Source organism: Myxococcales bacterium (assembly GCA_016706225.1).
Lineage (GTDB): Bacteria > Myxococcota_A > Polyangia > Polyangiales > Polyangiaceae > JADJKB01.
In genome coordinates, this window is the sequence record JADJKB010000002.1 from 118,744 (window position 1) to 137,705 (window position 18,962).

The 18,962-nt window shown below is 67.7% G+C and carries 20 protein-coding genes; 5 read left to right on the plus strand and 15 right to left on the minus strand.

Annotated elements, in window-relative coordinates:
* Nucleotides 1-4 precede the first annotated feature (4 nt).
* The 5 genes from IPI67_00625 to IPI67_00645 all read right to left on the minus strand — a co-directional run bounded on the left by IPI67_00625 (nucleotide 5) and on the right by IPI67_00645 (nucleotide 2,820).
* A complete protein-coding gene (locus IPI67_00625; protein ID MBK7578681.1) occupies nucleotides 5-442 on the minus strand; it encodes a DUF2203 domain-containing protein in 438 nt (145 codons plus the stop codon).
* A gap of 7 nt (nucleotides 443-449) precedes the next feature.
* Nucleotides 450-992 carry a MerR family transcriptional regulator gene (locus IPI67_00630; protein MBK7578682.1) on the minus strand — a complete coding sequence of 181 codons (543 nt, stop codon included), beginning with the start codon at nucleotides 990-992 and terminating at the stop codon, nucleotides 450-452.
* An 84-nt stretch (nucleotides 993-1,076) separates the two neighbouring features.
* The gene (locus tag IPI67_00635) at nucleotides 1,077-1,469 is read right to left on the minus strand and encodes a hypothetical protein (protein ID MBK7578683.1); all 393 of its coding nucleotides are present in this window, start codon (nucleotides 1,467-1,469) and stop codon (nucleotides 1,077-1,079) included.
* Nucleotides 1,469-2,320 carry an ABC transporter permease gene (locus IPI67_00640; GenBank protein MBK7578684.1) on the minus strand — a complete coding sequence of 284 codons (852 nt, stop codon included), beginning with the start codon at nucleotides 2,318-2,320 and terminating at the stop codon, nucleotides 1,469-1,471. Before IPI67_00640 ends, IPI67_00635 begins: the two co-directional genes overlap by 1 nt.
* Nucleotides 2,317-2,820, minus strand: coding sequence for a hypothetical protein (locus IPI67_00645; GenBank protein MBK7578685.1), 504 nt, complete (start codon nucleotides 2,818-2,820; stop codon nucleotides 2,317-2,319). The genes IPI67_00640 and IPI67_00645 overlap by 4 nt, the downstream gene beginning before the upstream one ends.
* 111 nt (nucleotides 2,821-2,931) lie before the next feature.
* Between IPI67_00645 and IPI67_00650 the strand changes: the two genes are divergently transcribed.
* Both IPI67_00650 and IPI67_00655 read left to right on the plus strand, forming a co-directional pair.
* The gene (locus IPI67_00650; GenBank protein MBK7578686.1) at nucleotides 2,932-3,696 is read left to right on the plus strand and encodes a rhomboid family intramembrane serine protease; all 765 of its coding nucleotides are present in this window, start codon (nucleotides 2,932-2,934) and stop codon (nucleotides 3,694-3,696) included.
* Between the two features lie 14 nt (nucleotides 3,697-3,710).
* The gene (locus IPI67_00655; GenBank protein ID MBK7578687.1) at nucleotides 3,711-5,252 is read left to right on the plus strand and encodes a cysteine--tRNA ligase; all 1,542 of its coding nucleotides are present in this window, start codon (nucleotides 3,711-3,713) and stop codon (nucleotides 5,250-5,252) included.
* Nucleotides 5,253-5,261: 9 nt separating this feature from the next.
* Here the strand turns inward: IPI67_00655 and IPI67_00660 are convergent, their stop codons facing one another.
* Complete coding sequence (locus tag IPI67_00660; protein MBK7578688.1) at nucleotides 5,262-5,999, minus strand: metallophosphoesterase family protein; 738 nt, start codon at nucleotides 5,997-5,999, stop codon at nucleotides 5,262-5,264.
* A gap of 172 nt (nucleotides 6,000-6,171) precedes the next feature.
* Here IPI67_00660 and IPI67_00665 point away from each other — a divergent pair, with 172 nt between their 5' ends.
* Entirely contained in the window at nucleotides 6,172-6,810 is a 639-nt protein-coding gene (locus IPI67_00665; protein ID MBK7578689.1) for a hypothetical protein, read from the plus strand.
* Between the two features lie 8 nt (nucleotides 6,811-6,818).
* Here the strand turns inward: IPI67_00665 and IPI67_00670 are convergent, their stop codons facing one another.
* Genes IPI67_00670 through IPI67_00705 form a run of 8 tightly spaced genes read right to left on the minus strand, consistent with a single transcriptional unit; the run spans nucleotide 6,819 to nucleotide 14,902 of the window.
* The gene (locus IPI67_00670; GenBank protein MBK7578690.1) at nucleotides 6,819-8,108 is read right to left on the minus strand and encodes a hypothetical protein; all 1,290 of its coding nucleotides are present in this window, start codon (nucleotides 8,106-8,108) and stop codon (nucleotides 6,819-6,821) included.
* An 8-nt stretch (nucleotides 8,109-8,116) separates the two neighbouring features.
* A complete protein-coding gene (locus tag IPI67_00675) occupies nucleotides 8,117-9,025 on the minus strand; it encodes a dihydroorotate dehydrogenase (protein MBK7578691.1) in 909 nt (302 codons plus the stop codon).
* Entirely contained in the window at nucleotides 9,022-9,855 is an 834-nt protein-coding gene (locus tag IPI67_00680) for a dihydroorotate dehydrogenase electron transfer subunit (GenBank protein MBK7578692.1), read from the minus strand. The genes IPI67_00675 and IPI67_00680 overlap by 4 nt, the downstream gene beginning before the upstream one ends.
* A gap of 3 nt (nucleotides 9,856-9,858) precedes the next feature.
* Nucleotides 9,859-10,329, minus strand: coding sequence for a GNAT family N-acetyltransferase (locus IPI67_00685; protein ID MBK7578693.1), 471 nt, complete (start codon nucleotides 10,327-10,329; stop codon nucleotides 9,859-9,861).
* A gap of 55 nt (nucleotides 10,330-10,384) precedes the next feature.
* On the minus strand, nucleotides 10,385-12,367 hold the full coding sequence (locus IPI67_00690; protein MBK7578694.1) for an Hpt domain-containing protein: 1,983 nt from the start codon (nucleotides 12,365-12,367) through the stop codon (nucleotides 10,385-10,387).
* On the minus strand, nucleotides 12,364-13,140 hold the full coding sequence (locus IPI67_00695) for a methyl-accepting chemotaxis protein (protein ID MBK7578695.1): 777 nt from the start codon (nucleotides 13,138-13,140) through the stop codon (nucleotides 12,364-12,366). The genes IPI67_00690 and IPI67_00695 overlap by 4 nt, the downstream gene beginning before the upstream one ends.
* Nucleotides 13,137-13,505, minus strand: coding sequence for a hypothetical protein (locus tag IPI67_00700; GenBank protein ID MBK7578696.1), 369 nt, complete (start codon nucleotides 13,503-13,505; stop codon nucleotides 13,137-13,139). Before IPI67_00700 ends, IPI67_00695 begins: the two co-directional genes overlap by 4 nt.
* Entirely contained in the window at nucleotides 13,505-14,902 is a 1,398-nt protein-coding gene (locus IPI67_00705; protein ID MBK7578697.1) for a response regulator, read from the minus strand. Before IPI67_00705 ends, IPI67_00700 begins: the two co-directional genes overlap by 1 nt.
* 25 nt (nucleotides 14,903-14,927) lie before the next feature.
* Between IPI67_00705 and IPI67_00710 the strand changes: the two genes are divergently transcribed.
* Nucleotides 14,928-15,113 (plus strand): hypothetical protein, encoded by a 186-nt coding sequence (locus tag IPI67_00710; GenBank protein ID MBK7578698.1) that lies wholly within the window; start codon nucleotides 14,928-14,930, stop codon nucleotides 15,111-15,113.
* On the opposite strand, the gene aspS is transcribed toward IPI67_00710, so the two are convergent.
* Nucleotides 15,097-16,989, minus strand: coding sequence for an aspartate--tRNA ligase (gene aspS, locus IPI67_00715; protein MBK7578699.1), 1,893 nt, complete (start codon nucleotides 16,987-16,989; stop codon nucleotides 15,097-15,099). The two genes, IPI67_00710 and aspS, sit on opposite strands and share 17 nt — an antisense overlap.
* A gap of 146 nt (nucleotides 16,990-17,135) precedes the next feature.
* Between aspS and IPI67_00720 the strand changes: the two genes are divergently transcribed.
* Nucleotides 17,136-18,959, plus strand: coding sequence for a hypothetical protein (locus tag IPI67_00720; protein ID MBK7578700.1), 1,824 nt, complete (start codon nucleotides 17,136-17,138; stop codon nucleotides 18,957-18,959).
* The last annotated feature ends 3 nt before the right edge of the window (nucleotides 18,960-18,962 follow it).

Here is an 18,962-nt window from a genome sequence, read left to right on the forward strand (position 1 = left end):
GGGCTCAATTCCAGAGGCGTTCGCGCGTGTCGTTGCGCAAGGGACGCCGCCCCGAATATCCAGAGTCGAGCTCGTGCCAGTAACGCAGCGACTCTTCGCCGTAGCGCCAGCACAGCCAGACCAGCTTGCCCTCGACCCGGCCGTAGAAGTCCAAGAGGCCGATTTGCGGGTCTTTCACCACTGCACCGAGGCTCTGTACCTCGCGCCAGCCCTCATCGTAGGCCTTGATGCGCGCTCGTAGCTCGGCCTTGAGACGGGCCACATCCAGCGAGTCGTCGTCGGCGGACTCGATCGTTCGGGGCAGTCCCCCCGCCAGGCGAGCGAGCTCAGCGAGGCTCTCCTCGACCGCACTCTGGCGCAGCATCTGCTCAGCGACGAGCTCGGTCAGACGCGGGATGAGTGCGTCGACCTCGGCCAGTGTGAACACTCGCGGTAACGCCAAGGGCCCCTCAGGTGTCGATGCCCCAGAGCACACCGAGTGCGTCCGGGAGACTTTCGGCGCTCTTCATCGCGGGGCAGTCTCCGCACGACCCCGGGAACAGCTTGCGGTCCTCGCATGCTGTGCAGGCGAGCAAGCGTTGTTTGGTCGCGTCGAGCTCGACCAGCACGCGTTTGAGCAGCGTGATGCGTGTGCTCATCATGCTGGTGTGCTCTTGGATGCGCGCGAGCACGTCTCGTGAGGCCCCGGCACCGGAGCGCGCTCGGCCCTTCAGCTCGAGCATGTCGCGGATTTCTTCGAGCGCGAAGCCGGCCGCCCGGAGATCGGTCACGAGCAACAGCTTGCGCAGCTCGCGCATGGGAAAGAGTCGGTGTCCACCGCCGGTTCGGTGGAGCGGCACCAGCAACCCGACCTCCTCGTAGAACCGCACCGTGCGCAGGGTGTTGTGACTCATCCGAGCCATGTCGCCGGTGGTCAACAGGCCGTCTTTACGCCGTGCCTCCGGGCGCGCGCGGCGCCGCGGCGAAATCTTGGTCGGGATCGCTCGGGTCACGCTGGCCACGCTGCTTCTCTGAAAGAGTAGAGGGGAGGAACTCCTTGTCAAGCTGCGCGCACGCGCAACGTGCGCGTTCGAAGCTCACTCGGACGCAGCGTCAGCGGCGGTCGCGTCCGACGTTGCGTCGCTCGTGTCACCCGCATCGCTCGCAACCACGCCGGCGTCGGGGTCACACAGCACGACCCACCTGCCGCTCTGGCAGGTGGCGAACGGCGTGCCTTTTGCGCACACCGACGCAAAAGCGTCGATGCCGAAGACGGGACACACGAGGCCCGGTGCGCCGCAGCCCGCAATCGCACCGGCTACCCAGACGACGTTGCCCTGGACTTCTCCCTTCCTCACGTCGTCACAGGTGCGAGGCATCACCCCCGCGGCGTCCGGGCTGTATTGCGGTGGGTGCGCGTCGTCGGAGTTGCCGCAGGCCGAGGCCAGCCAGAGCGCGGCACCGACGGTGGTGGCCAGGCGCGTCGACATCAGAGTCCAGGCATGAGTGCGATGGAGATCTTGGTCAAGAAGAAGTCGGCGATCAAGATCGAGATCGAAACGACGACCACGGTGCGGGTGGTGCTGTTGCCAACCCCCTCCGTGCCGCCGCGGGTCTGCATGCCGAAGTGACAGCCGACCAGCGCGATGATCGCGCCGAAGAAGGGGGTCTTCATCATGCCGCTCAGGAAGTCCTTCATCGTGACCGTGCCGAGCGCGCTGTAGAAGAAGAAGCTGGCCGGGATCCCGAACTGAAAATCCGTGATCATCATGGCGCCGGCGAAGCCGAGCACGAGTGCGATGGCGCCGAGCACCGGCATCACCAAGATCGAGGCGAAAAGGCGCGGCAGGACCAGCTTCTTGAAGGGGTCGGCGCCGAGGGCGCGGAGCGCGTCGATTTGCTCGGTGACGGCCATGGAACCGACCTCGGCGGCCATGCCGGCTCCGATGCGTCCACCGACGATGACAGCGGTCAAGGTCGGGGCCAGCTCCCGGGCGAAGGACAGCGCCACCACGCGCCCGGTGTATTCCATGCCCCCGAACTTGCGCAGACCGAACGCAAACTGGACCGCCATCACCATGCCGATGAACACACTGGTGACCACGACGATGCCGAGGGATTTGACGCCGAGCGACTCGATCTGCGTGATGATCGCTCGCCCTTCGAAGGGTCGCTTGAACAGCGCGCGCGTGGTCCTGTTGACCATGTGCGCCACCATGCCCAGGTGCTCCAGGAAACCCAAAAACCGATGAGAGAACGCCGGCTCTTCGACCGGGCGCGGCAGCATGCTGACGCGACCGGAGGTCGGTTCGGCGTCGGAGGGGTCGGAGCTGTCGGTCATTCTTCGACCCGACTCAGGGTGGCAAAACCACGCACGAAGCCCTCGAACTCGTCCGAGGCTGCCTGCTCACCGCCGCTGATGTGCAGGAAGTCGTACACACAGCCGTCCTTCTTGAGCACGATCACCACGAAATGTTTCGACACCCCGTCGAGCTTCGCCGAGAGCACCGTACGCAGCGCATCGCGCCCGTCCAGCGAGAGCCGCTCTTGTGACTCCACCTTCCGTTCGGTGAAGTGGAGAAACAAGTGATGGGTCAGCGCCTCGAGCGGCACGTCGTCGCCGTCCTTCCCGCAGCGCCCGTTCACCGCCACCGTGGCGCCGTCGCGGTCGTCGCGGAAGGCCATCAGGGTGTTCTCGGCCTGTAGCGCGCGCCAGTTCGCCGGGCGCGGCCCGACCCGAAACGCCAGATCGCCGTCGCGGTAGACCTGGCCGTCGAAGGCCGCGCCGCCGCAAGCGACCAGAAACAGGCCGACGAACAGGCAAGAGGAACGCCCCAGCATCGTGAGGGGCCGACGTTAGCACCGGTCGCGGCCGGAGGCGCCAGCCGGGGTCGTTGTGGCTGGGGGGTCGCGCGGCGTCGATCCGGGACTTACGGTGCGGGTCTCCCGAGCATGCTTCCGATCCGCGACGACAATCCCCGGACCACGACGCCCTACGTCAACACGACGTTGATCGTGGCGAATGTGGCGGTCTGGTTGATCGGCCGGGGCCTGCCGCCGCGCGCGGTGGCGTCCCTGGTCTGGGACTACGGGCTGGTCCCCGCGCGCTGGGTCGCGAACCCGGTCGCCGATGGCGCCACCCTATTGACGAGCATGTTCCTGCACGGCAGCTGGGGGCATCTGCTCGGAAACATGCTCTTCCTCTACATCTTCGGCGACAACGTCGAGGATGCGCTCGGTCACCGCCGTTACCTGCTCTTTTATCTGCTCGCCGGGCTCGCGGCTGCCGCTGCGCAGATCGGGATCGACGTGGCGAGTGTGGTGCCCATGGTCGGCGCGTCCGGTGCCATCGCTGGCGTGCTCGGCGCGTATCTCGTGCTCTACCCCCGCGCACCCATCGTGGTGGTCAATCCGGTGTTGCCGCTGTGGTTCGTGTTCGGTGCGTTCCTCGTGTTCCCCGCGTGGTTGGTCGTGGGTGAGTGGTTCGTGTGGAATCTGCTGAGCGGTGTGTCGTCGCTCTCGACGGCAGCGTCCGGAGGAGTGGCCTTCTTTGCGCACATCGGTGGCTTCGTCCTGGGCATCCTGGCGATTCGGCCGCTGATGTTCGGCCGCGCGCGGCACCGGAGTCAGATCTGGCATGGCTTCCGGCCCACCGAGCCACGCTTGCGGGCGGGTGAGGTTCGGGACGGACCTCGACGTGACCCTTGGGCGTGGTAGATTCCGCGGCCGAAATGACCACGGTCCGCATCTACAACACCCTCACGCGCAACCTGGAGCCGCTCGAGCCGCGGCAGGACATGAAGGTGGGCGTGTATTGCTGCGGGCCCACGGTCTACGACGTGCCGCACGCCGGGCACGCACGCGCGGCGGTGGCCTTCGACGTGTTGGTTCGCCACCTCCGGGCGCGCGGCTACGACGTCACCTACGTGCGCAACATCACGGACATCGACGACAAGATCCTGGCGCGCGCCAAGGAGAACGGCGAGACGCCGCTGGCGCTCTCGAGCCGCATGGCGGACGTCTATCGGGAGCAGATTGGTGCGGTCGGCTGCGCGAGCCCGACGCACGAGCCGAAGGTCAGTGACCACCTGGACGAGATCGTCGAGCTGGTGAAGAAGCTCGTGGCCGAGGGGGCGGCCTACGTCGTCGACATGCCCGGCGGGCTGCGTGACGTGTATTTCTCGGTGCGCAGCTTTCCGGGCTACGGCAAGCTCTCACGTCGTCGGATCGACGAGCTGGTGTCGGGTGCGCGGGTCGAAAAGGACGAGACCAAGCAGGATCCTCTCGACTTCGCCCTGTGGAAGGGCGCGCCCAAGGAAGAGTGGGGTTGGGACAGCCCCTGGGGTCACGGCCGACCTGGTTGGCACATCGAGTGCTCGGCCATGAGTGAGAAGTACCTGGGCCACGGCTTCGACATCCACGCCGGCGGCATGGATCTCATCTTCCCTCATCACGAGAACGAGATCGCGCAGAGTGAGGCCGCCGCGCCCAGTCAGGGGGACTTTGCCCGGGTCTGGATGCACAACGGCTTCGTCAACGTCGACAAGGAGAAGATGAGCAAATCGCTCGGCAACTTCGTGACGGTGAAGGACGTGCTGGACCGCAACGACCCGGAAGGGTTTCGCTGGTTCTTGCTGGGTGTGCACTATCGCGGGCCGATCCAGTTCGACACCGAGTCGCTGCCCGATGGGCGTGTGGTGTTCCCCGGCGTCGACGAGGCCGAGCGCCGCGTCGACTACGTGTACACCACCCTCGAGCGCCTCGCGGAGCTCGCGGCAGAGGCGGCGGGTGTGCCGGACAAACTCGCGCCCGAGCTTAGCGCGCCTCGCGGGCAGCTGGGCAAGGCGATGGAGCGCGCGCAGGCCGCGCTGGATGACGATCTGAACACCAGCGTCGCCCTGGCAGAGCTCGGCGAAATTGTCAGACTCGGCAACGACCTGTGTGATCTGGCGCAGAAGCGCCGCAAGGACGCGGCGTTCGTCAGCGGAGCCCGCGCCGTTGCCGCCGAGGCGCTCGGGCTCAGCGAAGCGCTGGGTCGCCAGCTCGGCCTGCTCGCTGCGAGCCGAGAGCAGTACGCCGCCCGTACCCGCGAGCGCCGCCTGCGCTTGCGCGGGCTCTCGGCCGGCGACATCGACGCGAAGATCGCCGAGCGAGCGGCCGCGCGCGGAGCCAAGGACTTCAGCCGCGCGGACGCGCTCCGGCAAGAGCTGGAGGCCGTCGGCGTGCGACTGCGCGACGCCGGGGCCGGGACCGACTGGTCCGTCGAAGCCTGAGCTACGCGCTCAAACGCCGATGAACAGGCGGTGGGCGAAGTTGCGCTCGAGCTTTGCCCGCAGCACCTTCTCCGCCGCCGTCTCGATGTCGTACTCGACGCGCTTGAACTCGAAGCGCTTCTTGTCCGTGTCGTACACGGTGTAGCTCGCCCGGTTGTCGTAGTCGCGGGGCTGGCCGATGGAGCCGACACTGACGATGTACTTCTTGTTCGGCTCCAGCTCGAAGTCGACGGGGGGCAGCTCTTCGACGCTGTTTCGCGTCAGCGCGAACACCTTGCACAGGTGTGAGTGGCCAATCAGCGTGATGTGCGCGAGCTCGTCGTAGATCGGCAGGCACTCGCGCGCCTGTTCGGGCGCGAAGATGTACTCGAACTCTTCGAGTCGAACCGGAGAGCCGTGGCAGAGCAGCACACCCACGGCGTCCAGCCGGATCTGGTAGGGCAGTCCGCGCAACCAGTCGGTGTTCTCTTTGCTCAACAGCTGCGCGTGCGTGTCGAGGGCGTGGCGCGCGGCCTCGTAGTAGTACGAGTAGTCCATGCGACCGGCGACCGCCGCGTCGTGGTTGCCCAAGATGGTCGCTTTGACCAGATCGCGCACGATGTCGGCGCACTCGTTGGGAGAGCCACCGTACCCAACGGTGTCACCCAGGCAGTAGTACTCCTTGATGGACTCACTCTTGAACGCCTCCACCGAAGCGCTCAAGGCTTCGTAGTTGGCGTGAATGTCGCTGAGGATTCCGAGGCGCATCGGGGTGCTGGGGCAGGGGACCGAATCTAACACGGTCCCCAAGGGCTTTCGGAGACGCAGAACGGATCTGTCGTGCGATTCGTCGGTCGCGGCAAGCCCGTAAGTCAGCGCCGGCTGGGCTGGCCGGGCGTGCAGCTCCGCGAAAGGGCAGGTTTTGGGGCTAAGCTCGGGCGTGGCAAGCGCGATGGACCCCGAGAAAGATGGCGACCCTACCCCGCAAGGCGAGCTCCCCGACCTCCCGCCGGACGAAATCATCGAGCTGGCAGAGGCCGCGCGACAGTACGTAATCAGCGCCCTGGGCGTGGAGCTCGACTACTCGCCGGAGACACTCCCGGTCCTCGACCACTACCTCGGGACGGTCCGCGAGAACGCACGCGACAGGCCCGAGCTCATGGAGCTCGTGACTCGGAGCGCGGGGGCTTACTTCGGCGAGGTGGTGCGCAGGACCATGCCCTGCTTCTGGTACGCGTCCGAGACCGTGGTTCGCGGCTGGCAGATTTGTTTCGAAGAGATGTACCTCGCCTTCGATCCGATGGCCTTCGCCTGGGATGCGATCTACCAGTCGTCGGATCACGACGGTCCGTCATCGGAGCTGGTGCTCGATCGGGAGGACGGCGAGGCGCTCGAGCGCAGGCTCGCCGAGCTGCCGCCGGTGAGCGAGGACGAATACTGGATGCTAGCTACGCGCTTCGAGGTGATCGAGATCGCCGCCGACCAGCTGAAGGTCGAGCTCAAGCGTGCTGGCCTCGACAAGGTGAGCTACGGTCCCGCTGACTACTCGGTGGTGGGCCGACCGATCGGCGAGGCGTGAGGCCTGGCTCACGGTGCGGGTGTGCCGGCGTCTTCTGCGCCGACGCTGATCCGCGCAGGTAGCTGAACGACACGCGCCGGTTCGATGGCCCCGCCCAGAAAGTCACGGAACGACACCGAGTAACGACCGGGCAGCGGCCCGATCAAGAACTGCTCCGATTTTGGCTGAATCCACGCGACCGGCACGCCATCGAGCAGCACGTAGCGCACCGAGTCCGTGCGGTTGACCGCGAGCAATCCCTCCCCCGGAGCGTCTTTCTCAACTTCGCCGGCCATGGGTTTGGTGTGGAAGGCCGCCAGCTCGTCCCGCGAAAAGAGCACGCCTGCTGCCTGCGGGGGCAGCTCTCCGGGGCGGAAGCTAGCGCCCGCGGGCGGCACGAACAGAAAACCAAACGGCAGCTCGGGTTTGCGCAAGATGGCGCCGACGTCGAAGGCGAGCTTCCCGCCTTGCGGCCAACGCATCTCTGCGCGCAGCGGTGTCAACCCATCGGCGCAGATCTTTGCAGCGGGGTCGATGGCGACGAGATCCAACAACAATCGACACAGGAGCTCGCCGGAGCGGCCGACGTTCAGCACGGGCGCGAGCTCGAGTGAAATGTCACCCACCGGTGTGCTGACCTGCAGCTTGCTCGTCTCGAGGCCCAGGTAGTTGCCTTTGCCTTTGCTCACCGGCTTCGCGCGGGCGAGTGGCAGGGCGTCGGCGCGACGCTCTGACAGCAATGCACGCAAGGTGCCGGCGCCCAGGATGCGGTAGAGGTTGCCGTCCGGCCACACCAGGACGTGACCATAACGTTCGGTCTGGGCACGCAGCTCCGCGCCGGACGGAACCGGGAACGACGCCGACGCAAACACGAAGCGCATGCGGCCAGCCGGCGCGAGATCCACCGTCACGTTCAGCGCGGTCTTCTCGCGAGCCTTCTTCAGCGCGTCATTCGAGAGCTCGGGCACGCTGTTGGGCCCGGGCACATCCAGCCATTTGAAGCGGGCCTCCAGCGTCACCCCGGTCCCGTCCTTCGCGCTCAGCGTGTCGCGGGGCAGCGCCTCGTCTTCGCGCATCGCAGTCGGTTCGGGTGGACCCGCCTCGGGGACGATGAGCCGACCGGCGGAGTCCGCCGGGATCCCGCCACGGCCGGCGTCGGTCTTTGCAGCCTTGAGCTCGGCGCCCGATGCCAGCGGAGCCGGCAAGATGCTGGCGTTGGGGCTGGGCTGGTTCTGGTTCTCTTGTCCGCCGCCCGAACCGTTGGAGGGGCACGCGGCGCAGAGAGGCAAGGCGCAGGTCATCAGCAGTCGTCGCAACATGGGCTTCCTCACTGGCGGGCGCGTCCGATCAGCTCTCTCGCCGTCAGCCCGCGGGCGCGGAGGTGGGCCTCGAGCCCGGTCAGGACCTTCTTGGCGGCGCACGGATCAGCAAAGCTCGCCGTCCCCACCTGAATCGCCGTGGCACCGGCCAGCAGGAACTCGACGGCGTCCCGCCAGTTGGAGATGCCTCCGATGCCGATGATTGGAATCGAGACCGCGCTCGCCAGGTCGTAGACGATCCGGAGCGCGATCGGCCGGAGCGCCGGGCCACTGAACCCGCCGGTGCGATTCGCGAGCCGCTGCCGCTCGGTGTTGATGTCGATGGTCATGCCGCGGATCGTGTTGATGGCGGTGATGGCGTCGGCGCCTGCGTCTTCACAGGCCTTGGCGACCGCCGCGATGTCCCCCGCTTCGGGGCTCATCTTGACCCACACCGGCAGCTTCGTCGCCTTGCGCACGGCGCTCGTGACCTGAGCGGCCAGCCGAGGATCTTTGCCGAACTCGATGCCGCCGTGTGAGACGTTGGGACACGAGACGTTGAGCTCGAGCGCATGCACCCCCGACTCGGAGTCGAGGCGCTCGGTGATGGCCACGAAATCTTCGGTGGTGCTGGCGAAGATGTTGGCCACCACGGTGATCCCGCGGGCGCGCAGCGTGGGCAGTTTTTCCCGGCAGAACGCCTCGACCCCGACGTTGGCCAGACCGATGGCGTTCAACATGCTCGCGGGCGTCTCACAGATGCGCTCCGGTGCGTTGCCCGCGCGTGGGTGCAGACTGAGGCCCTTGGTGCAGATGCCGCCGAGCTCGGCGACGTCGAAGAAGTCGTCGTACTCGAGGCCGTAGCCGAAGGTTCCGGAGGCGGTGAGCACCGGGTTTCGCAGCTCGAGCCCTCCAACGTTGACCGCGAGCAAACTCATGCTTCCGGCCTCTCCGTGTCTTGTGAGCGGCGCGGTGCGTGATCCGCTCGACTCCAGTCGATGCGGCGCGCGTCGATGCACGGCCCCTGCATACACGCATACAAGTAACCGCCGTCAGCCGAGGGGATCGGGCATCCCAGGCACACGCCGTAACCGCAGGCCATCGGCGTCTCGACCGAGACCTCGCACGGCACGTCCCGGCGCGCGCAAATCGCCGCGACCGCCGCCATCATGCGATCGGGACCGCAGGTGAAGACCTCGGTGTCTTCCTTCAACAGCGCATCGAGCACGTCCGTCACTCGCCCCTTCGTTCCGCGCGAGCCGTCTTCGGTCGTCACGTGAACCTCGGAGACCTCCGCCAGATCGTCGTCGAGCGGCAGATCGTTCTTGGTGCGGGCGCCGTAGACGGCGATCGGGCTTTGGCCCGCGGCCTTTAGCGCGCGCGCGAGGTAGAGGAGCGGCGCCACGCCCACTCCGCCCGCGACCAGGATCTGCCGGCGATTTTCGGCGGCGGGTCGCCACGGCACACCGAGCGGGCCCAGCAGCGAAAACGGCTCACCGGGTTCGGCGCGGGCCATGCGCGTGGTGCCCTCACCCACGACCTTGATCAGAATCGACGGCGTCGGCCCGCCTGAGAGATAACTCATCGGTCGCGGCAAGAGCGGCGCGTCTCCCCACTCTTCGCCGCGCACCATCACGAACTGGCCCGGCAGCGCCTCGCCCTCGTGTCGCGCGTCGAACGTCAGCACGTGGTAGGCGTCCCCGACACTCTCGCGGCGCAGCAGCGGCGCCACGATTTGAGCACGACGAGGTAGGGTGGGTGATGCCATGTCTCAAGCCTCCTCGAGCTCGATCTCGTCGTGGCCCGACAAGAACAGCCCGGTGTCTGGATCAATGGCGAGCATCATCTCGATGGCGTCCTCGGAGTTGTCCGCGTAGTACCCGCGCCGGACCGCCGCCACGGTGAAACCGAGCTGGCGGTACAGCTGGATCGCCGCCTGGTTCGTGCGGCGCACCTCCAGTAGCACGAGACGCCGCCGATCGCGCGCGGCTTGTGTGAGGGCGTCGTCGAGGAGTGCGCGCGCCACGCCGCGACGGCGAAATCCGGGGTGTGTGGCCAGGTTGATCACGTGGAGCTCGTCGGCGACGGCCCAGCACGAGAGCACTCCCAGGGCCGCCTGCTCGTGGCCCTCGCGCGCCACGGTGAGGCGGCCGAAGCTGCGGGCCTCTTCCGCGGCAACGTCCAGGTTTTGACCGGCCTCGCGCGCGATCCAGTCGACCCGCTCACGGTCGCTCGCTCGCATCGGCTCGACGATCATCGTGCCCGGAGCTTTGCCTCGCCCGCGCCGGCTTTCAAGCTCAGCCGAGCGCCCACGCCCGGACGGCGAGCAGCGCTGCGTCCAAGGCCAAGAGCAGCGAGCCGTCGCCGCGCAGAATGGCGCCGCTGAAGGGGCCACTCTGCGACAAGAGCGTCGGCAGCGGGCGCAAGCTGCACTCCTCGACTTCGCCGACTGCGTCGATGCCGACGCTGACGGTCGGGATCCCCCGCAGCGAGAGCTCGAGGGACAGGCGCGGTGGATTGGGTGCTTCCTCGCCCAGGCAAGCCAGCAGGTGTACCGGCGGTTTTTTGGGATCGACCCGCGACAGCCGCCCGCTGAAATTGACGGGCAGCGCGACGTTCCACGCCCCGGCGTTGAGCCAGAGCACGTCCGTGGTCCAGCGTTCGATGGGGAGCTCCAGCGTGGCGCGGAGCCCGCTGCCGGGGATCCGTTCGAGGCGAATCGTTCCGCCCAGTCGTCGCACGGTGTTGAGCGCGAGGTCGAGACCCACGCCACGTCCCGCCAACAAGTCCGCCTCACGTTTGGTCGTGAGCCCCGGCACGAACAAGAGCGAGAGCAACTCGTCGTCGCTGGCGCCACGGGCCGCCTCGGTGCTGATGGAGCCGCTCGCGATCGCCGAGCTTCGCACCGACTCGATGTCCACTCCCCGGCCATCGTCTTCGCACACGATATGCAGGAAATTCCCGATCTTCGAGCCCGAGAGCCGCAGGGTTCCGGTCGGACTCTTGCCTCGCGCGGCGCGCTCGCTGGTGGGCTCGATGCCGTGGGCCAGCGCATTGCGCGCGAGCTGCATCAAGGGGTCGACCAGGCGCTCGGCGACCTCCCGTTCCACTGGGGCATCGGTGGCAGAGATCACCACGCGCACGTCGCGACCTTCGCGCTCGGCCAGGCGTTCGGCGGCTGCGCCAACTCGGGTGAGCACCGCCGACAAGGTCGTGCGGCGCACCAGGCCGATCTCACGTCTTACGTCCTCGGCGGCGGCGCGCATGCGTTCCGCACCGCGCCGCCCGAGGGCGCTGCCTCGAGCGAGATCTTCCGCGGTCGCACCGAGCGCATGAGCCACGCCTTCGATGCTGACCAACGCCTTGGCCGGCGGTCCCCAGGGCCGAGGTGGACCGAGCAAACGCAGCGCTTCGATCAGCGTGCGGCGAAGCTCTCCGAGGCGAGCCGACTCTCGCTCCGTCGCCGAAGAAGCTCCCGCGACTTCGTCGTGGGCCAGGCGGATCAGCTCGACGCGTTCGAGCACGCGTTCGAGCGAGACCCCCTGCACTCGCACGGTGTGTTCCCCCGTGTCGTCCTCGGGCTGCACCGATGGGCGCCGGGTGGCGGGTGGCGGGGCGCTGTTGTGCGCCGATGGCGGCGGCGCTTGACCCGACGAGCCGCGCAGAATTTCCAGCGCGCCCGCGCCGTCTTCGACCATGGTCGCGAGCAAGCTGCCGTGACGGGCCAGCTCCGCGAGCGTGACCCGCGGCTCGACCCCCGGCCGTTTGAGCGAGGCCTCGAGGCCGTGGCAGTACCAAGCCGTCAGGTCGTCCCCGACCGCTGCGGCCGTGCCTTTGATCGAGTGCAGCGTGCGGATCGCGCGTTCGACGCCGGCGCGGGTCGGATCTTCGTCTGCGACCGCGGACAGCTCCTCGAACCGCTCACGAACAGCGGCCAGGTACTCCGCGCGGTACGCGGGGTTGACCGTCGACGGGCCGAGGCCGGGCGGTGGCTCGGGCCAGACCGTCGCGAAGGGCGGCTTGCCCTCGCCGAGCCGCGCCGCGACCTCAGTCAACATTCTGGCCGCGGCACCGGCAGCGCCCGCCTCGCCGCCACGCACGCGCGCCGAGAGCTGCGCGATGACCAGCGCGAGATCCCCGTGGCCCGCCATCGCCGCCGAACCCTTGAGGGTGTGCAGCGCGGCTCTCAAATCTCGCGGGTCGGCTTCGCCCGAGCCGATCAACGCGAGTCGACGGCGGATCTCCTGTGCAAGAAGGGCGTCGAGATCTTCCCGACTCACTGCTCGCCGCCCAGATCGCCGCGGAACTCCTCGCGCAGCAACTTGATCAGCGGTCCCAACGTGGGCCCGAGCGAACCGATCAGCGACGCACGATGCGGCTTGGTTGCCAGCGACGACAGCGAGACCATCAGCGCGCGCGCATGATCGGCGGCGTCACCCACGAGCGCGGCCGTCTCGGGATCGGTGCGGGTCACCTCTTTCACGCGCTGGCCAACCTCCCCGAGGGCCGACGACACGTCGCGCTGCGCGGCCTGAGTCTGCAACAGATCGCGAGCGACCTCGGCAGTGCGCTGCTGTGCGGCCTGGACCTGCTCGCGGAGTTTGTCGCGTTCGCGATCACCGTGGTCCAGCAGCGCCGTGTGCTGATCCAGGGCCGCCAGCGCGCGGAGCGACTGATTGCGCATCTCTTCGGCCACCATGATCAGAGGTTTGCCCAGGGGGTCACCCAGGCGCGCACCTTCCAGGCCGGCGTTCAGGGCGATCAACCGGATCTGATCGAGGGAGTCCCGGGCCGCCGCCACGCTCGAACGCGCGCTCTGGGCCCGCGAAAACAACAGGGTCAGCGCGTCTGCCGCCGCGTCCAGTGCGTTCCTCTGCTGCGCGGAGCTCGCACCTGCCGACTGACTGGCGCCGAGCGCCACTTCCGCCGCGCGCTCCGCTGCCGCGAACGCCCGGAACAGGCGTGCGTCGTCGACGCTGTCACCGCGTGCTCGGGAGCGCTCGCCGGTCAGGAGCTCACGCACGGTACCCAGCCAGCGCTCGGTGCGATTCATGAGTGGGCTCCGGTCGCGGTCTCATGTCCGCCCGCGCGCTCGAGCTCGGCCGTGACGTCGAGCGGCGGCACGGTCTGCCCGTCGAGCAGCACGCCGTCGCCGCTGGGAGAGAAGAAGCCCGAACGTTCCACCTCGACGCCGCCGAGCCCGACGACCTCGCCGTCTGCGAGGCAGACCACGAGGTGCGGGCCGCCCTCACCAATGGCTGCGACGGGGATCACTCGGCCGCCGACCCACGACAGCCTGAGTGAGCTGCCTGGTACCGGAGAGAGACGCGGCATCGTTTGCACACTCTGGACCAGAATCGCCGGCAAAAACCGGGCTTCTCCCCGGACCAAGAGCACGAGCCCCGCGCCCGACGACATCAGGAAGCACTCCGCCTTCGCACCAGGCGTGAGTTCAAGAACTGGTAAATGATCTTGCACACCTCGAACGAGCTGCCTTCCATGAAGTCGACGATCTCGCGCACGGTACGCTCCCCGTCGATGGACTCGAGCACGGCTTGTTCGCGCTTCGTCAGCTTCGAGTCACTCCCCACGCGCTCGATGGCGCCCTCGTCTCGAGCAATGGTCTCCTCGAAGTCGAACGTGCCCTCGATCAAACGCCACTCGTCCACGCGGCGGAAGCCCTCCATGACCAGCGCACTCGTGGACAACCCCAGACGTACGGTGGACACCTCCGGCGGGATGCCGACGGTGAAGGTGAAGCGACCGGTCTTCCAGCGCACGACCTCGTACACGAGCTCGGAGGCCTGGCGCGTGATGGCGTGGGTGACCGCCTCGGGCTCCACCAGCCCCAGCTCTTTCAGCACGTCGCCCAGCAGGCGGCGGGAGCCCGAGCGTTGCCCGAGCACGGTGTCCAGATCTTCGCGGCTGATGGCTGACGACTCGACCAGATAGCGCCCCAGCAGAAATTCGTCGCGCACCCCGCGCGAGCGCGCGAAGTCGACGTTGCCCTCGCGTACGAACAGGGTGATCTCGCTCTTCTTGTTGGAGATGACGAGCCCGCCGGACTGGTGCTGAAGGTGCAAAAGCTGCAAGATTTCGGCGATCGAGATCACGGAGACGTCACCGGACAACACCTCCTGAGTGTTCTCGCCGAAGTCCAGGGTCCGCAGCAGGCTGGTGAGCGACCCCATGTTGTCCGGGGTGATGGTGCGCACGATGGCGTCGGTGAAGAGCTTGGTGGTGTCGGCCGGCACACCGGAGATCTGCGCCAGCGCCGGTTGCACCATCCGGACCAGCGCGGCGGAGAACTCCATCGCGGTCTGCATGCGGCGCAGCGCGGGGTCATCACTCGGCGCGCTCAGGCTCGGTGCCATGACCTCGGCGATGGTCTCGTCGTCGGGCATGGCGCCCGCTTCGGGCACCGGGCGCCCGCGACCTTCTTCGTGTTTCTTGAGCGCGCCTTCGACCACCGCGATCAGTCCGCGCGCGTCGAACGGCTTGGTGATGGCATCGATGGCGCCGGTCTGCTGGACGAACTGACCTCGGATGCGGTCACCCTTCGCGCTCATCAGGACGACGGGCATGTTCGCGCGGTCCGGCTGCGCGCGGAGCTCGCGGCAGAACTGGTAGCCGTTCATGCGCGGCATCACGAAGTCGAGCAGCACGAGATCGATGGGCTCGCCGGCCTTGAGCTTGGACAGCGCGTCCTGGCCGTCGTCAGCGGTGACCGCCTCGTAGTCTTCTGACGTCAAGATCGACGCCACGACCTTGCGGATCGTGGGACTGTCGTCGACGACGAGGATGCGCGCGCCCATCGCTCCGCGCTATTCTAGGCGGGTCATGTCAGACCTGCGCAAGAAGGGGAGACCACGGACGCCTGGCGCGGCGGTCGTTCCAACCGGGCTGCCGGTGTTCGACGCGCTCGAGCGCGCCGGCCTGGTCATCGTGATGAGGGGAAAACCCGCCACAAAACCCGACCCGGCCGGCCAAGCTCGGAGCCGCAAGAAGCTCAGCCGTCCTCGCTGACCGTTCGGATGTGCAGGTCGGCGAGCTGCTCTGGGCTCACGTTGTTCGGTGCGTCGCTCATGACGTCCGTGCCCTTTTGGGTCTTGGGGAAGGCAATCACGTCCCGGATGCTGTCGCTGCCGGCGGCCAGCATGGCCAGGCGATCCATGCCCAGGGCGATGCCGCCGTGGGGCGGCGCGCCGTAGCGCAAGGCCGAGAGCAGGAAGCCGAACTTCTCTTGCGCTTGTTCGTCCGAGATCCCCAGCGACTTGAACACCCGGCGCTGAACCTCGGGGTCGTGCAGGCGGATGCTGCCGCCGGCGATCTCGAAGCCGTTCAGGACCAGGTCGTAGCGATGGCAGAGGACCATGCCCGGATCGGTCTCGAGCAGCGGCACGCTCTCGTCGTGCGGGCGCGTGAACGCGTGGTGCGCGGCGCCCCAGCGTTTGCCGTCTTCGTCCCACTCGAACAGCGGCGGATCGACGACCCACAGGAACTGGTAACGATCGCCGTGTCCGACCTCGGGGATCAGTCCCAGCTTCTTGGCGATGTGCACGCGCAGGTTGGCGAGCACCGTGTGGACCACACTCGCCTTGCCGAACTGCAAGATGATGAGGTCGTTCTCCTTCGCGCCGCAGGCGGCGTTGATCGCCTCCCGCAGTCCGGGCTCGATGGTCTTGGCGAAGGGTGACTGCGTCCAAGAGCCGTCGGCGGCGACCTTCGCCCGGGCCAGGCCCGCGGCGCCCATGCTCTTGGCGAGCTGCTCGAGCTTGTCGGTGTCGGTCCGGGAAAAACCCGCGTCACCCGGCACGACCATGGCCTTGACGATCTCCGCCGGCAGCTCCCGGCGGTGCACGCCGGTCTTGAATTTCTCGGCAATGGGCTGCCAGAACGGCACGCCGCCGCCGTTGTGTTCGATGATCAGGTCGGTCAGGTCGATGTGTTTCATCCCGAAGCGGATGTCCGGCTTGTCGTTGCCGTAGTCGCGCATGGAGTCCTCGAACTTCATGCGCGGGAAGCGCCCGTCGGGGAAGAGTTCGTGCAGATCGATGCCGAGCCCCTCGCGCCAGATGGCGAACACCAGGCCTTCGACCATGGAGAAGATGTCGTCCTGGTTCACGAAGCTCATCTCGAGATCGATCTGCGTGAACTCCGGCTGGCGATCGAGGCGCAGATCTTCGTCACGGAAACAGCGCACGATCTGGAAGTAGCGTTCGTAGCCGGCGACCATGAACAGCTGCTTGAAGATCTGCGGGCTCTCCGCCAGTGCGTAGAACTTTCCGGCGTTGAGCCGCGAAGGCACCAGGAAGTTGCGCGCGCCACCCGGCGTGTACTTGACCAGGAAAGGCGTCTCGATCTCGAGGCAGCCCTGGCCCGAGAGATAGTTGCGGGTTGCCTGGTTGATGGTGTGGCGCATGCGCAGCGCGCGCTGCAGCGGCCGGCGGCGCAGGTCCAGGTAGCGGTACTGCAGGCGCACCTCTTCGCGGGTGTCGATGTCGTCGGTGATCTCGAAGGGCGGCGTCTCGGCCTTGTTGAAGATGGTGGCCTCGGTCACCACGACCTCGATCTCTCCGGTGTGGAGGTTCGGGTTGGTGGCCGACACCAGCTTGTTCTCCTTCTTGCTGAACTGCTCGCCGCGGGAGCGCACCCGGCCGCGGATGCCGATCACCCACTCGCTGCGGACCTGCTCGGCCAGATCGTGCGCCTCCTGGGAGGCGTCGGGGTCGAACACGACCTGAGTCAGGCCCTCCCGGTCTCGGAGGTCGACGAAAATGAGCGAGCCGTGGTCGCGGCGGCTGTCGACCCAGCCGAAGAGGACGACCTCCTCGTCGAGGTTGGCTGCGCGGAGCGCGTCGTTCGAGTGGGTGCGCTTGAGCTCATCGATGAAGCGGGCCAAGGGGAGTCCTTTCGGGGGGCACCGCTTTTAGCGCGGCGTGCCCATCCGCCCAAGAGCCCGGCAAGATTGGCCCAAAAGCCCCGCCGAAAGCCCGGGCCATGCTCCGGAAATTGGGCCGAAATCCCGGCGCATCGTAACCGTCGGGGGTGACCGCAAGCGATGCGCCGCCACTGCTCCGCCCGGAGCGGCATTGGCTGTACCCGCTCCTCGGGTGGCTGTCCTTCGCCGTGCCCCTGTTCGTGACGCTGTCTCGCGTCAGTGCGTTCACGCAGTGGCGCGACGATCTTCCGATCGTCCGCGCCCTCGGCCTCGTGCCCATCGGCGGGGAAGGCACCCTGTCGAGTGTGCTCATGCAAGCGGCTTCGCTCTTGCCGCTCGGCGGGCGCGTGCTGCGCGCGGCGTTGCCGAGCGCGGTGTGTCTCGCGATCGCGGCGCGGCTCTTGTTCGCGCTCACGGCGCGCTTGCTGGAGCAGAATGCTTGGACGCCGCGCTTGATCCCGTGGCTGTCGTTCGCGGCGGCGTTGACCGCAACCCTCGCGCCGACCTGGCAGCTCGAGGGTACGATTGCGGGCGGCTCCACGCTGGCCGCGGCGTTGGTGCTCGGCGGGCTCTTGCTTCGCCCGAGCGCCGACACCCGCGACGCTCGGGTCTGGCTCGGGTTCGGCGCCTTCATTGGCCTGACGACGATGGAGAGTCACACGGCGGGGGGCGCGCTCGTGGTTGCGCTCGCGATGCAGGTGTTTGCGCTGGGCGAGCTGCCGCCGCGCCGGGGTCTTGCCCTGTGCGCCGGCGGCGCGGCGCTCGTGATCGTGTTGTGTGTGATCCCGCTGGCGGTCCGCCCGTTCGCCGTGCGGTCGTGGGTGCACCTCGGCTACACGATTTCGTCGGCGAGTGTGTCGGGGCTCGACGCCGCGGCGGAGCAGAGCGGCGTGCTCGCGACGTGGTTCAGCGAGGTGGGGTTGATCGCTTGTGCGCTGGCGCTGGGCGGTCTGGTGTGGGGCCTGGTGCGCGGTCGCACGCGCTGGATCGCGGTGCCGCTGGGCGCGTTGATCGTGGCGGACGTGGTGTTTCCCGCGAGCCGCGCCGGGCTCTTGTCGGCGGACTCGCTGACGCCGCTGCGCCTGCTGTCGCTCTCTGCCCTGGCGGCGGCGGCGGCCCTCGGCGTGCACACTGTGGCGGTGACGCTGCAGCGATCGAGTGTGCCGATGGCGCGCTACGCGGCGTGGCTCCTGGTGGCGTTCGACTTCACGCTCGTGCTGGTGACGGCCGAGGACTCGGGGTTCCCTGCCGACCGCACCACGCAGAACGCGGCCGAGGTCTGGACTGACGAGGCGCTCGGCGCGCTGCCGCACCGGAGTCTGTTGCTGGTGCGTTCCGAGACTGTGGCATGGCGGCTGTGGGCGGCGCGGGTTGCGCGCGGTGAACGCCCCGACGTGGTCGTGGTGCCGCTGCCGCTGCTCAGCAAGGGTTCGGTCGCGTCGAAGCTCCTGGCGCTCGAGCCCGGGTTGGCGCCGCTGATCCGTGACATGGCGGTGAACGGCGAGCCGTCGGAGGGAGCGCTGTCGTCGCTGGCTGATCTTCGGCCATTGTATGTCGAGCTGGATCCGGCGTGGGACAGACGTCTGGTCGATCACCTGATCCCGCGACCGTTCTGGCTGCATTTTGCGCCGCACGCGTTCGGGCGTTCGGATCGCACGGTGGCGCTCGAGAAGGGTCGGCGTCCGTTCCGGCGCGTGCTCGCGGCGGCGCAGACTCCTGACTATCGCGATCGCGCGACGATCACGCTGCTCAGCTCGCGCGCCGAAGAGCAGGCCACGGTGTTGGCGCAGCTCGGAGATCGCGAGAGTGTGGCCGAGCTGGTGGCTGACCTGCGCGAGATCGATCCGGCGCACCCGTTTGCCCGCGAGCTCGAGGCGCGGCTCAAGAAGCATCCCAAAGGTGGAGTGGACGTGAGCGACCTGATTCAGTGATGG